Genomic DNA, 13,444 nt, shown 5'->3' with positions numbered 1-13,444 from the left:
TCCGGTCAGCGGCCGACAAGGCCGGTGCGGTTGATCAGGGTGTCCAGTACGCCGTCGAGCGTGGTCAGCAGGCGCGCGGCCGCCTCGTAGGCCCGCTGCGCGGCGACCATGTTGACCGTCTCCTCATCGAGGCTGACGCCGGCCAGCTGCTCGCGGGCATCGTCCAGGGAACCGGCCAGCGAGGCCTGGTTCGCGCTCCGCTGCTCGAGGGAGGAGACCTGGGTGCCCAGGCCGTTGACGAGACGCTGGTACCCGTCGGGATAGTTGCCGGCCCGGCTGGCCAGGTCGGCGTTGCCGCCGTCGAGCGCACCGCCCGGGAGGCTGGAGGCGGCGATCAGGTCCGGATCCGAGATCGCGACCTGCAGGCTCGCCGCGCCGACGAGGGGGTCGTAGCTGAACAGCGGGGTGCCGGCCACGCCGGAGGCGTCGTACCCCGCCGCCTGCTGGGCGTTGAGCGCGGTCGCCAGGTCCGCGGCCACCGCATCCAGCCCGGCCCGGTACGTCGGCAGGTGGGTGGTGAGCACCTCGGTGACCGCGCCGAGCTCGCCGCCCGGACCGGAGGCACCGGCAGGCAGGACGGTGCTGCCCGAGGAGTCGTCGATGCGGTAGGCGATCGGCGCGCCGTCGGCGTCGCCGCTCGCGGTGATGCCGGAGGCGATGACGAGGGTGCCGGCCTCCCTGCCCTGGACGAGGGTGGCGCCCCCCACCTTGACGGTGAACTGGCCGTCGGCCTCGACCGTGGTGACACCGCCGGCGAGCTCGGCGAGCTCGAGGGCGAGCTGGTCGCGGCGGTCGCGCAGGGTGCCGGCGTCGGTGCCGTTCTGCTCGGTCACGAGGATGTCGTGGTTGAGGGCGGCGAGACCCTTCGCGGCGGAGTTGATCTCGCTGACCAGGTTGACGGTGTTGGCCCGCTGGTCCGCCTCCTCCCGGGCGACGTTGCCGGCCTGGGTGCGCAGCGCCTGGGCGAGGGTCTCCGCACTGCCGATGACCTGCTGGCGGGCGGCCAGACCGCCCGGGTCCAGGGAGAGGTCCTGCCAGACGTTGCGGAAGTCGAGCATCGCGGCGTGGACGCCGTTCGGCCCGGGCTCGCCGACGCCCTCCTCGACCCGGGCCAGAATGGTCCGGCTGGTCGACAGATAGGACAGCAGGCCGTGCTCGCGACGGACCCGAGCGTCGAGGAGCGGGTCGGTCATCCGCCGCACCTCGCCGACGGTGACGCCCTCCCCGTGGCCGTCGTACCGGGACCACATCGCGGGCTGCGCGCTGCTCACCGACGCGCCCACGACGCGGCGGCGGACGTAGCCGTCGGTGGTGGCATTGGCGATGTTGTTGCCCGCCACGTCGAGCGCGACCTGGTTGTAGCGCAGCGCGGAGAGGGCCGTGCTGATCGAGCCGAACGAGCCCGCCATCACAGGCTCCGGTCGACGAGATGGTGGCGGGGCGCGTCGGCGACGACGGTCCCGGCGTGCGTGTAGCTCGCTGTCGTCGTGCCCCCGATGGCGAGCAGGGTCTCGCGGGCCGATCGGTAGCCGGCGGTCAGCAGGCCCTTGGCGTCCTCCGAGGTCTCCGCGATGTCGCGGGCGAGGTCGATCAGTGCGTCGCGGTGGTCGCGCAGGATGCCGGCCCACGGGTCGGGCGCGGCCTCGGCCAGTGCGGCGAGGGACGGATTGGGGGTCAGCCCGAGCCCGGCGGCGGCCTCGTCGGCCGCCGCGGCGCGCAGCACCTCGGTGGCCCGCAGGTCGTCGATCAGGTCCTCGATGTCCCGGGTGGCGTTGACCAGCCATCGGGTGCGGCCACTGGCGAGGACCAGCCGCTCCACCTCGAGCCGGTAGGCGAGCGCCTCGAGCATCTCCCGCTCCCGCCACAGGACCTGCGACAGGTTGTCCATGCCTGGTGTGTCTGTGTCGACCACGACGATTCCGACCTCTCCGACCTCTCTGGCCCGCCCCGGTCCGCCGGGGACATCCGTGCCCTCCCATCGCCCGTCGCGGACCGGATCTGAGACGTTTCCCGCGAAGCAAGCCGCCGAACGGTCAGCCCGTGATTGCCATGGTGACCAGAGGGACCCGGGACCTCGGTCCCCATTTGCCGGACCGAGCGGCCTGTTGAGTCACATTGCTCTGCGCGATCCTGTCAACTCGCGGAATGTCATGCTCGTGAACGCGAACCAGCCAACCGCCGCCTCGGGTACGGACGAGCTGATCACCAGCCACATGCCGCTGGTGGGCCACATCGTGCGGGAGACGATGGGGCGGGTGCCGTCCCATGTCAACCGCGACGACCTCACCTCGGCAGGCCTCACCGCCCTGGTCCTGGCGGCCCGCGCCTTCGACGAGAGCCGGGGCGTCCCCTTCGACAGGTACGCCGCCACCCGGATCCGTGGCGCCCTGCTGGACGAGCTCCGCTCGGTCGACTGGGCCTCGCGGTCGGTGCGCCGCCGGGCCCGCGACCTCGCCGAGACACGCAACCAGCTGTGCGTCGTCCTCGGCCGGACCCCGACCCTCACCGAGGTCGCCCGCGCCACCGGCCTGACCGAGGACGAGGTCGCCGCCAACGACGACGACGTCTCCCGGGCGCAGGTCCTGTCACTCCAGGGCTCGAGCACCACCCCCATCGAGGAGCTGGTGCCGACCCGGGCGCCCTCCCCCGAGGAGCTGATCGAGCACGGCGAGCGGCTGACCTACCTGCGCGAGGCGATCGCCGAGCTGCCCGACCGGCTGCGGGTCGTGGTGGAGGACTACTTCTTCGTCGAGCGGCCGATGGCCGACATCGCCGCCGACCTGGGCGTCACCGACTCCCGGATCTCCCAGATGCGGGCCGAGGCGCTCTCGCTCCTGCGCGACGCGCTCAACCACGAGCTGGAGCCCTCGCTCGTGCGCCAGGCAGGCAAGAACGGCGGGGTCGCCCAGCGCCGCCGCGAGTCCTACTTCGCCGCCGTCGCCGCCCGGCACGCGGCGGGGATGCGGCGCAGCGTCCGCCCCCTCGACGCCGTGGGCTGACCCCCAGCCAACCCGCGGCCCAAAACCGCTCAACCCGGTGCTCGGCGTACCGATCACCACCCCGACGGGCGACCACGGACGGTCCCCGACCAACGCACGTGACCTGATTCCAGGAGGGAAACACCATGGGTCTTCGCATCAACCAGAACATCGAGGCCACCAACGCCTACCGCAACCTGTCGGTGACGCAGGGGCAGCTCTCGAAGTCGATGGAGAAGCTGTCGTCCGGCTTCCGGATCAACCGGGCCGCCGACGACGCGGCCGGCCTGGCCATCTCCGAGGGTCTGCGCTCGCAGGTCGGTGGCCTCAAGGTCGCCGTCCGCAACGCGCAGGACGGCATCTCGGTCGTGCAGACGACGGAAGGCGCGCTCACCGAGGTGCACTCCATCCTGCAGCGCATGCGCGACCTCGCGGTGCAGGCGTCGAGCGACAGCAACAACGCCAAGGCGCGCGCCAACATCGCTGCCGAGGCGACCCAGCTCACCCAGGAGCTCGACCGGATCGGCCAGTCCACCAACTTCAACGGCACCAAGCTGCTCGACGGCAGCGCGGGCACGCTGAACTTCCAGGTCGGCGCGAACGGCGACGGCGCGAGCAATATCGCCGTCAACCTGACCAGCGCCAACGTGGCCGGCATCGCCAGCTCGCTGACGGTCGGCTCGGCCGGGGCCCAGATCGCGGTGGCGACCCCGACCGCCGTCACGGGCGCGCAGGCGTTCACCATCACCAACCCCGGCGGCGGCACGAGCACGGTCAACGTCACCCTGGGCGCGGCCGGGTCGTACAACACCGTCGAGGACGTCGCCAACGCCCTCAACGCGGACTCCGGCTTCGCGCAGTCCCTGACCGCCACCGTGGACAACAACAACAACCTGGTGGTCAGCGCCCTCAACGGCGGCACCGTCGTCGGTGGCGCCACGGCGGGCACCCACGCCGCCGCCGGTACCGGTCTCGGCGTCTCGGTCGCCGGGCCCGCCGGAGCGCTCGACTTCTCCAGCCACGCCGGGGCCCAGGCCGCGATCACCCTGATCAACGCCAAGATCGAGGACGTCTCCACCGCTCGCGCCAACCTCGGTGCACTGCAGAACCGGTTCGAGCACACGATCGCGAACGTCAACGTCGCGATCGAGAACCTGTCGGCGTCGGAGTCGCGGATCCGCGACACCGACATGGCGTCGGAGATGATGAGCTTCACCCGGGCCCAGATCCTCTCGCAGGCCGGCACCGCGATGCTCGCCCAGGCGAACTCCGCCCCCAACGGCGTGCTGCAGCTGCTCCGCGGCTGATCCTTCGGCACTCCCCCAGCGACGACGCTGTGACGACCAGGTGCCGGTGGGGCCTCGGCCCCACCGGCACCTGCCGTTCCTGAACCCCCACCGGAGGACTCCATGGCGACAGCGAGCATCGGCGGTCTGGCCAGCGGCCTCAACACCGCCGAGATCATCAGCCAGCTCATCACCCTGGAGTCGGCTCCCCAGCTCAAGCTCAAGAGCCAGCTCTCGACCGAGCAGACGCGGCTCTCCGCACTCCAGCAGCTCAACGCCCGGCTGGCCACCCTGGCCGCCACCTCCGGGTCGCTGGCCGGCACCTCGCAGACGACCGGCCCCTGGTCCGCCCTCAAGGCGACCTCGTCGAACTCCGCGGTCACCGTCACCGCGACCAACGGTGCGGCGCCCGGCGCCTTCACCGTCACCGTCGGCCGGACCGCCCTCGCCCACCAGCTCGCCTTCGCCGACGCCCACGCCAAGACCGACGCCGTCACCGGTGCCGGCACGGACGTCGTCCTCAAGCGGGCCGGCGAGCCCGACGTCACGATCGCCACGGCCGGCGGCACCCTCGAGCAGGTCGCGGCGGCGATCAACGCCGCGGACGAGGGCGTGCGGGCGACGCTGGTGAAGGTGACCTCGTCCGGCGGCGGCGACACCTACCGCCTGCTCGTCGAGTCGTCCACCACCGGCGCCGACTCCGCCTTCGAGCTCACCGCCGCCGACGGCTCCCCGCTCCTGGGTGGCGCGAGCGTCCGGGACGGCCGGGACGCCGCCATCACGATCGGCGGCATCGAGGCGACCTCGAGCACGAACACCTTCGCCGACATCACACCGGGCGTGACGATCACCCTCGGGACCGCGGCCACCGGCAGCGCCGACATCGCCGTCAGCCGGGACGCCACCAGCCGCTCGGCCGCCGTCAAGGCGCTGGTCAACGATGTCAACGGGATCCTCGACGCGCTCGCGACGGCGACCGCCCACAACGCCGACGCCACCAAGGCGGGCGTCCTATCGGGCGACAGCACCCTGCGCGGAGTGACCGCCGGGCTGGCCGAGGCGGTCTACCCGACCGACGGCACCAGCCTGGCGGCGTACGGGATCGAGGTGGACCGCTACGGCCGCTTCACCTTCGACGAGACGGCCTTCGCCGAGGCCTACGCCGCCGACCCCGACGCCACCACCGCCGCCATCACCGGCGCCACCGGCTTCGCCTCCCGCATCGCGAAGGCGGCCGAGGACGCCAGCGACAAGTACGACGGCACGGTCACCAACGCGGTCAACGGCAAGACCGCCACCATCGGGCGTCTCACCGACAGCATCGCGGCCTGGGACGACCGCCTGGCACTGCGCCGCACCACCCTGGAGCGGCAGTACACCGCCCTGGAGACCGCTCTCTCCCAGCTCCAGTCCCAGTCCAACTGGCTCAGCAGCCAGCTCTCCGCCCTGACCGCGTCGAAGGAGTGAGGAAGCCGATGAACGCCATGGACGCCCACGCGGCGTACCGCGCCAACTCCGTCACCACCGCCTCGCCCGCGCGACTGCTGGTGATGCTCCTCGAGCGCCTGGTCCTCGACATCGAGCGGGCCCGCGGTGCGCAGGAGCGGACCGCATGGGCCGACGCCCACCGGGACCTGCTGCACGCCCAGGACATCGTGCTCGAGCTCGAGTCGAGTCTGGTGGTCGAGCAGATGCCGGCCGGCAGCCAGCTCGCGGCGCTCTACGCCTACCTGCGCGGTCGGCTCGTCGAGGCGAACGTACGCCGCCGCGTCGAGGTCACCGACGAGGCGCTGACCCTCGCCCGCCAGTTGTGTGACACCTGGCGGGAAGCGGCGATGGCGGCCGTGTCGTGAACGGCCCCGGGCATCCACCGGCGGACGCCGGCTCCCCCTCCGTCCCCGAGCGGCCGACGACCTGGGCCGAGGCGCTGGACCGCCTGGAGGCGCACGCCGACCACGCCGAGCTGATGCTGCAGGGCACGCCGGCCGGGGCGACCGGGGCCACCATCTCCCCCTGGCTGCCCCCGGCGGAGCTGGGTCCGCTGCCCAACGACCTGGTCCCCCGCGCCCGGCAGCTGATGGCCCGGCAGCAGCGACTGATGGCCGCGATCCCCTCCGTGCTCGCCGGCACCCGTCGCCAGCAGCAGGTCACCGACCGCGTCGGACGGGCGACGACCCTGCCCCCCACGCCGGTCTACCTCGACGTCACTGCCTGAGAATGTTCTGAGCGGGCCGATGTACGGGCCGCTGTAACACGTTGTCCACCCGTCTGGTCGGCGGTTCTCAGCGATTTCGGCGCCGATCCGACCCGAATTCTGCTGACAGGTGGCAGGTAGTGCGGCGGACAGCGTGTTACTGCGCCGCGCCGCGAACGGGACCGGCGGACCAGACTCAGGCCGCGCGGGAGCGCCGGACGGTGGCGACGATCCGGTCCGCCAACTGCTCGAGCGGGAGTACGTCGTCGGCCAGCCCCGCCCCGGCGACCGCGCCGGGCATCCCCCACACGACCGAGCTGTCCGCGTCCTGGACCAGGATCCGCGCGCCGGTGGTCGCGAGCTCCCGCGCCCCGGCGAGTCCGTCCTGCCCCATGCCGGTGAGCACGGTGGCGAGCGCGCCGGCGCCGTACACCCCGACGGCGGAGCGGAAGAGCACGTCGACGGCCGGCCGGCAGAAGTTCTCCTGCGGCCCCTGGTCCAGCCCGACCCGTACGCCGAGCGCGGACGGCCGCAGCCGGAGGTGGAGGTCGCCGGGGGCGATGAGCACCTCGCCGGGCCGCACCGGCTCCCCGTCGGCGGCCTCGCGGACGGCGAGGGCGCAGAGCTTGTCGAGTCGTTGGGCCAGCAGGGACGTGAAGACGGGCGGCATGTGCTGGACGACGAGGACCGGGACGCCGAGGTCGGCGGGCAGTCGGGGCAGGAGGCGGGCGAGGGCGTCGGGGCCGCCGGTGGAGCAGCCGACGAGGAGCGCGGTGACCGGCGCGAGCGCGGGACGGGTGCGCTCGCGGCGCACGATCGGGACGCTCGTACCCGGGGTGAGCTTCCGGATGCCCGCGAGGGCGCGGATCCGGGGCACCAGCTGGTCGCGGATCGCCGCGATCCCGTCGGCGATCTGGCCGGTGTTGGACGGCTTCGTCACGTAGTCCGAGGCGCCGCGGGACAGGGCGTCGAGCGTCGCGGTGGCGCCGCGCTCGGTCAGCGTCGAGAACATGATCACCGGCAGCCGGGCGTGCTGGTCGCGGATCCGCGTGAGCGCGCCGAGGCCGTCGAGGCGCGGCATCTCGATGTCGAGGGTGACGACGTCGGGACGGAGCTCGTCGACCATCCGCACGGCCTCCAGACCGTCCCGGGCCACCCCGGCCACCTCGATGTCGGACGCGTCCCGGAGCGCGGTGGTCACCAACCGGCGCACCAATGCGGAGTCGTCGACGACGAGCACCCTGATCTGCGTCACGCCCTTCTCCATCGGCGCCCCACCGGCGCTTCTGAGACCTCCGGCCCGGCCCCCACTCCGAGCGCGCCGCTGGGGTGTCGCGCAGCGGGTGACCAGCCACGGATCCTGGCTCAGCCCGCAGGCTCAGGTCGCGCGTCGCGACGCCGATGGAGCGGGCATGACGACGCCGACCGCCTTCGCCTCCGTCTCGGCGCTCGTGCGGCGCGAGACGTCGATGGTGTACGACGAGGGCAAGGAGTACCTCGTCGAGGCCCGGCTCAACCCGCTCGCCGCCGCCCGCGGCCTGGGCCTGGAGGAGTACGTCGGCCGGCTGGCCTTCGACGCCGAGGAGCGCCGCAAGGTGGTCGACGCGCTGACCATCAACGAGACGAGCTGGTTCCGCGACCACACGCCGTACCAGGCCTTCACCGACGCGATGCTGCCCGCGCTGCTCGAGCGCCGGCAGATCACCCGGCGCCTCCGGATCTGGAGCGCCGCGTGCTCCAGCGGGCAGGAGGCCTACTCGATCGCGATGCTGCTCGACCAGCACCTCCCCGCGGGATGGAGCCACGAGATCGTCGCCACCGACATCTCGACGGCGATGCTGGCACGGGTCCGGGCCGGGCGGTACAGCCAGGTCGAGGTCAACCGCGGCCTGCCGGCGACCAGCCTGGTGCGCTACTTCACCCGCGCCGGGCGCGAGTGGGAGATCGCCGAGCGGCTGCGGGAGCGGGTCACCGTGAAGCACCTCAACCTGGCCGCGCCGTACGTCGGGCTCGGGTCGTTCGACGTGATCTGGCTGCGCAACGTCCTCATCTACTTCGACGCGGCCACCAAGACCGACATCCTGCGCCGGATGCTGCCGATGCTGGCCGACGACGGCTACCTGCTGCTCGGCTCGTCCGAGACCACCCTCGACCTGCCGGCGGATCTCGCGGCCGCGTGGCGCCGCGAGCAGATCGGGCGGGTGCCCGCCTACCGCCGCGCGGCCACCTCCCTGACCCCGTCCCTCACCAGCACAGGAGCCTGAGCGTGCGAGCGATGATCATCGACGACTCCCGGGCGATGCGCAGCATCCTGCGCCGCATCGTCACGGGCCTGGACTTCGAGACGAGCGAGGCCGAGCACGGCCAGGCCGCACTGGACCAGATGCGCGCGGGCGTCGTGCCCGACGTGTGTCTGGTGGACTGGAACATGCCGGTGATGGACGGCTACACGTTCATCACCGAGGTCCGTGCGAACCCGGAGTGGCGCGACATCACGCTGATGATGGTGACCACGGAGAGCGAGCAGCGGCAGATCGTGCGTGCGCTGGCCGCCGGCGCCCACGAGTACGTCATCAAGCCGTTCACGCCGGACGCGATCGTCGACAAGCTCTCGCTGCTCGGGCTGGTTCCGGCATGACCACCGCGGTCCACGAGGGCCCGGGGAGCGAGGACGTCCTCGCGGTCGCCGAGGACGTCTGGATGGCACTGCTCGGTGAGGACGGGATGCTGGTGCCCCGCGCCGTCCCGACGGGCACGCCGTTCGACACCGCCGCCTGGTCGGCCGCGACCACCATCAGCGGCGGCTGGCAGGGCGTCGTGACGGTCGAGCTGGCCGAGGCGCTGGCCCGCCGGCTGACCGTCCGGATGCTGGCGCTGCCCGCCGACCAGACCGCCACCGACAGCGATGTCGCCGACGCGGTCGGCGAGCTGGTCAACATGGTCGGCGGCAACGTGAAGAGTCTGATGCCCGGCCCCAGCACGCTCTCGCTGCCGGCCGTCGCCGCCGGCCGAGCCGCCTTCGCCCGCGACGCGGCCCTCGCCTGCCGGGTCGACCTGTCCTGGCTGGACGCCCCCGTCCGCGTCTCCGTGCACGTACCCCTGGGAGGACCCCGATGAAGATCCTGATCGCCGACGACAGCCGGGTGATGCGGCAGATCGTGATCCGGACCCTGCGCCAGGCCGGGCACGGCGGGCACGAGATCGTCGAGGCGGAGAACGGGCGGCAGGCCCTGGAGCTGGTGCGCACCGAGGCACCCGACCTGGTCCTCTCCGACTGGAACATGCCCGAGATGAACGGGATCGACTGCCTCTCCGCGCTGCGCGCGTCCGGTTCCACGGTCGCGTTCGGCTTCGTCACCTCGGAGGGGTCGGAGGAGATGCGGGAGCGCGCCGCGTCCGCCGGGGCGGCGTTCCTGATCGCCAAGCCGTTCACCCCGGAGGCCTTCGACGACGCGCTGCGTGGCGTGATCTGAGGCGTCGTGGCCGTCCACCTCCCCCAGCCCAAGCAGCTGCGCGACCTGCTGACCGACCTGCTCGGCCGCGACGTCACGCTGAGCCCGTCGTCCCCCTTCGCCCCGGGGCCCGACACCCCCGCCACGGTTGCCGTCTACGTCGACGACAGCCTGCAGATCCGTGCGCTGATCGCCTGCGACCTGGCCTTCTCTGCGCGGGCCGGCGCGGCGATCGGCCTGGTGCCCCTCGGTGACGCCGAGGCCGCGATCGGCGACGGCCGGCTGCCCGACCCGATGGCGGAGAACCTCGCCGAGGTGCTCAACATCGCCGCCTCGACCTTCAACGTCCCCGGCGCGGACCACCTGCGCCTGCACCTGGTCCACCCCGCCGGTCCGCCGCTCGACCCCCAGGTGCGGATCAGCACGCTCACCCTGGGCCGGCGCGAGGACGTGTACGTCGACATCGCCGGCTACGGCGCCGGCGCGCTGTCCGTCATCCTGCTCTGAGTTGGAGGGCGCGAGCTCGTCGCTCGTTCCTCGCGCCGCGCTGCCGCGCTCGCGGTCGGCCTGGCTGGGTGGTCGCGTTCGCGTGGCGGCCACCGGTCGGCACGACGCGAAGCGTCGCTCGTCGTCGGCTCCGGTCGCTCGTTCCTCGCTCCCTGCGCCTCCTCGTGCGGCGTACGCGCCGTGGCCTCGTAGATCTCTGGAGGGCGCGAGCTCGTCGCTCGTTCCTCGCGCCGCGCTGCCGCGCTCGCGGTCGGCCTGGCTGGGTGGTCGCGTTCGCGTGGCGGCCACCGGTCGGCACGACGCGAAGCGTCGCTCGTCGTCGGCTCCGGTCGCTCGTTCCTCGCTCCCTGCGCCTCCTCGTGCGGCGTACGCGCCGTGGCCTCGTAGATCTCTGGAGGGCGCGAGCTCGTCGCTCCTTCGTCGCGCCGCGCTGCCGCGCTCGCGGTCCGCCTGGCTGGGTGGTCGCGTTCGCGTGGCGGCCACCGGTCCGGACCGGGGACAAGGTCGGGACACGGCCAGGGACAAACCGGGGACGTCGGCCCTCCTCGGCGGGACGAGCCGCCTCCTAGCGTCCCCGGCATGACTTCACAGCACCGGAAACGCACCTCCCTGCTCGCCCTCGGGGCGAGCCTCCTCACCGCTCTCTCGCTCGCCATCGGCGCCCCGGCCCACGCGGCCGGGGAGTGGCAGGACGGCAGCAGCCAGTCCGACACGATCCTCGACTGCACGACCGGCCTGCCCGCCACCGGCGTCACCGCGAACACCGGCTGGTGGTCCCCGACCGGCCAGGTCCCCAAGGTGGGCGAGCCGTTCCTCCTGCACGGCTACATCGGCCTGGTCGGCTTCCCGTGCAGCAGCGGCGTGGCGGTCCTCCCCGAGCTCCTCTTCGACGAGACCGCGTTCGGCTACCCCGACGAGCCGGTCAAGTGGGGCATCAACGACATCGACGACCCCACGCCGACCTTCACCACCGACCCCGTCGAGCTGACCCGCGGCCCGAACGGCGGCATCGCGATCGCCACGGTCGGCGGCCAGGCGATCACCCTCGAGCGGGGCGAGATCTTCGAGTTCCAGGTCCCCGTGGTCGCGCTGCGCGCCCTCAAGGGCACCGCCACGCCCGCCCCCAGCTGCTCCGAGCGGACCGCAGGCACCCGGCCGTGCCCGGTCGCCACCTCCGGTGACCACCTCCAGGTCGCGTTCAAGGTCGGCGGCCACGGCGGCAACAAGTCCTTCGTGACGCCCTATGTCCCGCTCTTCGCGGCCGGTCCGGCCGGCGGCGGGGGTGGCGGTGGCACCGTGGCGAAGGCTCCCTCGAGCACGAGCGCGAAGTTCAAGGTGTCGGCCCGCAAGGCCGGCCGGGCGACGGTCACCGTCCAGGCGAGCCCGGCGCCGACCGGCCGGGTCGTGATCCGCGATCTCGCCCGCAAGGGCCGGGTCGTGGCCCACGGCACGCTCACCGCCGGCCAGCACGGCGTGCTCAAGCTGAAGGTCGCCAAGCTCGGCAAGGGCAAGCACCGGCTCGTGGCGGAGTACGCCGGCTCGGCGGCCGTGGGTGCCTCCAGCTCGGCGATCCGGAAGATCCGCCTGAAGTAGGCCCGGCGGGCCCGCTGGCCCGCGTACCGGCGCACCGCGCCCGATCCCGCCGTGGGGTCGGGCGCGGTACCGCGTCCGGGCACCGGACTCCGGTCGATCGGTCGAGATAGTCAGGACCTAGTCCCGGACCCGGCGGCTCAGGTCCCCGGCGGGCGCACCGATCAGGCACGTGAGCGACGGATTGCTCACCCCTTGCCGACGGACCGGCACCGACTGTTGCACCGTCCCGAGGGGACGGGTGCGTCTCCAGGAGATCGACCGTGTCCTTCGCATCGTCCGACGCCGTCGGCCAGGTGTTGCACTCCGCGATCAACGGACTGTCCCAGCGGCAGCAGGTGATCGCCGACAACATCGCCAACGTCGACACCCCGGGCTTCCGCGCCCGCAGCGTGGACTTCGAGACCGCGCTCTCCACCGCGATCGAGCGCGGCCGGGCCACCGCCGACGACCTGACCGCGACCGTCACCCCCACGGGCACGCCGGTCGGCGCCAACGACAACAACGTCGACCTCCGCAAGGAGTCCATCGCGGCCATCCAGACGCAGTACCAGTACCAGATCATGGGCCGGGCGATCAGTGACCGCGACTCCCGCCTGCGGGTCATGGCCGGCGGCGCCGCCTGATGAACCACCCCACTCGATTCTGCGCCTCCCCCGCTTCGCTCCTCCGTCCCACCATCGATCGGGGACCCCGGTGACCGCCTTCGAGACGCTGCGCATCGCCAACACCTCGCTCGGCGCGCACCAGGTGTGGCTCGATGCCCTGGCCGGCAATATCGCCAACGCCAACACGGCGAAGCGGACCAGCGAGGACGCCTTCCAGGCGACGTACGTCGTCTTCGACGCGCGCGAGGACGGCGGCGTCGACGTCGACGGGTTCGCCGCGGGCGATCCGGAGGGCCGGATGGTGCACTCCCCCGACCATCCCCTCGCGGACGAGGACGGCTACGTCCGTCTGCCCGACCTCGACATGGCGGCCCAGCTGAGCCAGCTGGTGATGGCGCAGCGCGGCTACCAGGCGTCCGTACAGGTCACCAAGTCCGCCCAGGACACCTACTCCGCTGCCCTCCAGATCGGGGCCCGCTGATGGACATCACCCCGCTGCAGTTCCCGACCGTCCCCGGGATCGGCCCGGTCGGAGCGCCCGGCGCCCTCGCCTCGATCGCGGCGCCGACGCCGACCGAGCGGTCCGCCCCCGTCACCGGGCCGGACACCGAGTTCGGCTCCCTGGTGCTCGACGGCCTCGACCGGCTCGAGGGCCTGACCGACCGGGCCGACGACCTGGCCGTCCAGGCCGCGACCGGCAAGCTCGAGAACATCCACGACTACACGATCGCGGCGAGCGAGGCCCAGGTCGCCAGCCAGTTGACGGTCTCGCTGCGCAACCGCGCGGTGGAGGCGTTCAACGAGATCATGCGGATGCAGGTGTAGTCGC

Annotated in this window: 17 protein-coding genes; 14 read left to right on the top strand and 3 right to left on the bottom strand. The window is 72.7% G+C overall.

What is annotated here, in order from left to right; all coding sequences use genetic code 11:
* Nucleotides 1-5: 5 nt before the first annotated feature.
* Nucleotides 6-1,409, bottom strand: a complete 1,404-nt coding sequence (gene flgK, locus QJ852_05350; GenBank protein WGX97864.1) for a flagellar hook-associated protein FlgK — start codon at nucleotides 1,407-1,409, stop codon at nucleotides 6-8.
* Complete coding sequence (flgN, locus tag QJ852_05345) at nucleotides 1,409-1,888, bottom strand: flagellar export chaperone FlgN (protein ID WGX97863.1); 480 nt, start codon at nucleotides 1,886-1,888, stop codon at nucleotides 1,409-1,411. Before flgN ends, flgK begins: the two co-directional genes overlap by 1 nt.
* Before the next feature lie 268 nt (nucleotides 1,889-2,156).
* Here flgN and QJ852_05340 point away from each other — a divergent pair, with 268 nt between their 5' ends.
* From QJ852_05340 to QJ852_05320, 5 genes are all read left to right on the top strand, one after another.
* Complete coding sequence (locus QJ852_05340; protein ID WGX97862.1) at nucleotides 2,157-2,999, top strand: sigma-70 family RNA polymerase sigma factor; 843 nt, start codon at nucleotides 2,157-2,159, stop codon at nucleotides 2,997-2,999.
* Between the two features lie 125 nt (nucleotides 3,000-3,124).
* Nucleotides 3,125-4,285: a flagellin gene (locus QJ852_05335; GenBank protein WGX97861.1), complete on the top strand. Its 1,161-nt coding sequence runs from the start codon at nucleotides 3,125-3,127 to the stop codon at nucleotides 4,283-4,285.
* A gap of 102 nt (nucleotides 4,286-4,387) precedes the next feature.
* Complete coding sequence (fliD, locus tag QJ852_05330) at nucleotides 4,388-5,731, top strand: flagellar filament capping protein FliD (GenBank protein ID WGX97860.1); 1,344 nt, start codon at nucleotides 4,388-4,390, stop codon at nucleotides 5,729-5,731.
* A gap of 8 nt (nucleotides 5,732-5,739) precedes the next feature.
* Nucleotides 5,740-6,117 carry a flagellar export chaperone FliS gene (gene fliS / locus QJ852_05325; protein WGX97859.1) on the top strand — a complete coding sequence of 126 codons (378 nt, stop codon included), beginning with the start codon at nucleotides 5,740-5,742 and terminating at the stop codon, nucleotides 6,115-6,117.
* Nucleotides 6,114-6,479, top strand: a complete 366-nt coding sequence (locus QJ852_05320) for a hypothetical protein (GenBank protein ID WGX97858.1) — start codon at nucleotides 6,114-6,116, stop codon at nucleotides 6,477-6,479. Before fliS ends, QJ852_05320 begins: the two co-directional genes overlap by 4 nt.
* Before the next feature lie 175 nt (nucleotides 6,480-6,654).
* Here QJ852_05320 and QJ852_05315 read toward each other — a convergent pair whose 3' ends face one another.
* On the bottom strand, nucleotides 6,655-7,713 hold the full coding sequence (locus tag QJ852_05315) for a chemotaxis response regulator protein-glutamate methylesterase (protein ID WGX97857.1): 1,059 nt from the start codon (nucleotides 7,711-7,713) through the stop codon (nucleotides 6,655-6,657).
* Nucleotides 7,714-7,870: 157 nt separating this feature from the next.
* On the opposite strand from QJ852_05315, the gene QJ852_05310 reads away from it, so the two are divergent.
* From QJ852_05310 to QJ852_05270, 9 genes are all read left to right on the top strand, one after another.
* Nucleotides 7,871-8,722 carry a protein-glutamate O-methyltransferase CheR gene (locus QJ852_05310; protein WGX97856.1) on the top strand — a complete coding sequence of 284 codons (852 nt, stop codon included), beginning with the start codon at nucleotides 7,871-7,873 and terminating at the stop codon, nucleotides 8,720-8,722.
* A gap of 11 nt (nucleotides 8,723-8,733) precedes the next feature.
* The gene (locus tag QJ852_05305) at nucleotides 8,734-9,096 is read left to right on the top strand and encodes a response regulator (GenBank protein WGX99532.1); all 363 of its coding nucleotides are present in this window, start codon (nucleotides 8,734-8,736) and stop codon (nucleotides 9,094-9,096) included.
* The gene (locus QJ852_05300; GenBank protein WGX97855.1) at nucleotides 9,093-9,575 is read left to right on the top strand and encodes a chemotaxis protein CheX; all 483 of its coding nucleotides are present in this window, start codon (nucleotides 9,093-9,095) and stop codon (nucleotides 9,573-9,575) included. The genes QJ852_05305 and QJ852_05300 overlap by 4 nt, the downstream gene beginning before the upstream one ends.
* Nucleotides 9,572-9,931, top strand: a complete 360-nt coding sequence (locus QJ852_05295) for a response regulator (GenBank protein WGX97854.1) — start codon at nucleotides 9,572-9,574, stop codon at nucleotides 9,929-9,931. Before QJ852_05300 ends, QJ852_05295 begins: the two co-directional genes overlap by 4 nt.
* A 6-nt stretch (nucleotides 9,932-9,937) precedes the next feature.
* A complete protein-coding gene (locus QJ852_05290; GenBank protein ID WGX97853.1) occupies nucleotides 9,938-10,417 on the top strand; it encodes a hypothetical protein in 480 nt (159 codons plus the stop codon).
* Nucleotides 10,418-10,996: 579 nt separating this feature from the next.
* Nucleotides 10,997-12,010 carry an Ig-like domain repeat protein gene (locus QJ852_05285; GenBank protein WGX97852.1) on the top strand — a complete coding sequence of 338 codons (1,014 nt, stop codon included), beginning with the start codon at nucleotides 10,997-10,999 and terminating at the stop codon, nucleotides 12,008-12,010.
* A gap of 260 nt (nucleotides 12,011-12,270) precedes the next feature.
* Nucleotides 12,271-12,633, top strand: a complete 363-nt coding sequence (gene flgB / locus QJ852_05280) for a flagellar basal body rod protein FlgB (GenBank protein WGX97851.1) — start codon at nucleotides 12,271-12,273, stop codon at nucleotides 12,631-12,633.
* A 70-nt stretch (nucleotides 12,634-12,703) separates the two neighbouring features.
* The gene (locus tag QJ852_05275) at nucleotides 12,704-13,096 is read left to right on the top strand and encodes a flagellar basal body rod C-terminal domain-containing protein (protein ID WGX97850.1); all 393 of its coding nucleotides are present in this window, start codon (nucleotides 12,704-12,706) and stop codon (nucleotides 13,094-13,096) included.
* Entirely contained in the window at nucleotides 13,096-13,440 is a 345-nt protein-coding gene (locus tag QJ852_05270) for a flagellar hook-basal body complex protein FliE (GenBank protein ID WGX97849.1), read from the top strand. The genes QJ852_05275 and QJ852_05270 overlap by 1 nt, the downstream gene beginning before the upstream one ends.
* Nucleotides 13,441-13,444 lie beyond the last annotated feature (4 nt).

Source organism: Nocardioides sp. L-11A, assembly GCA_029961745.1.
Taxonomy (GTDB): domain Bacteria; phylum Actinomycetota; class Actinomycetes; order Propionibacteriales; family Nocardioidaceae; genus Nocardioides.
The sequence above is the reverse complement of the archived record's forward strand: the minus strand, read 5'-3'. Positions and strand labels throughout refer to the sequence as shown.

Excerpts from the sequence above, each read along its gene's own strand:
- flgK (WGX97864.1), bottom strand. The coding sequence starts at position 1,409 with ATGGCGGGCTCGTTCGGCTCGATCAGCACGGCCCTCTCCGCGCTGCGC.
- flgN (WGX97863.1), bottom strand. The coding sequence starts at position 1,888 with ATGGACAACCTGTCGCAGGTCCTGTGGCGGGAGCGGGAGATGCTCGAG.
- QJ852_05335 (WGX97861.1), top strand. The coding sequence starts at position 3,125 with ATGGGTCTTCGCATCAACCAGAACATCGAGGCCACCAACGCCTACCGC.
- fliD (WGX97860.1), top strand. The coding sequence starts at position 4,388 with ATGGCGACAGCGAGCATCGGCGGTCTGGCCAGCGGCCTCAACACCGCC.
- fliS (WGX97859.1), top strand. The coding sequence starts at position 5,740 with ATGAACGCCATGGACGCCCACGCGGCGTACCGCGCCAACTCCGTCACC.
- QJ852_05310 (WGX97856.1), top strand. The coding sequence starts at position 7,871 with ATGACGACGCCGACCGCCTTCGCCTCCGTCTCGGCGCTCGTGCGGCGC.
- QJ852_05305 (WGX99532.1), top strand. The coding sequence starts at position 8,734 with ATGATCATCGACGACTCCCGGGCGATGCGCAGCATCCTGCGCCGCATC.
- QJ852_05300 (WGX97855.1), top strand. The coding sequence starts at position 9,093 with ATGACCACCGCGGTCCACGAGGGCCCGGGGAGCGAGGACGTCCTCGCG.
- QJ852_05295 (WGX97854.1), top strand. The coding sequence starts at position 9,572 with ATGAAGATCCTGATCGCCGACGACAGCCGGGTGATGCGGCAGATCGTG.
- QJ852_05285 (WGX97852.1), top strand. The coding sequence starts at position 10,997 with ATGACTTCACAGCACCGGAAACGCACCTCCCTGCTCGCCCTCGGGGCG.
- QJ852_05270 (WGX97849.1), top strand. The coding sequence starts at position 13,096 with ATGGACATCACCCCGCTGCAGTTCCCGACCGTCCCCGGGATCGGCCCG.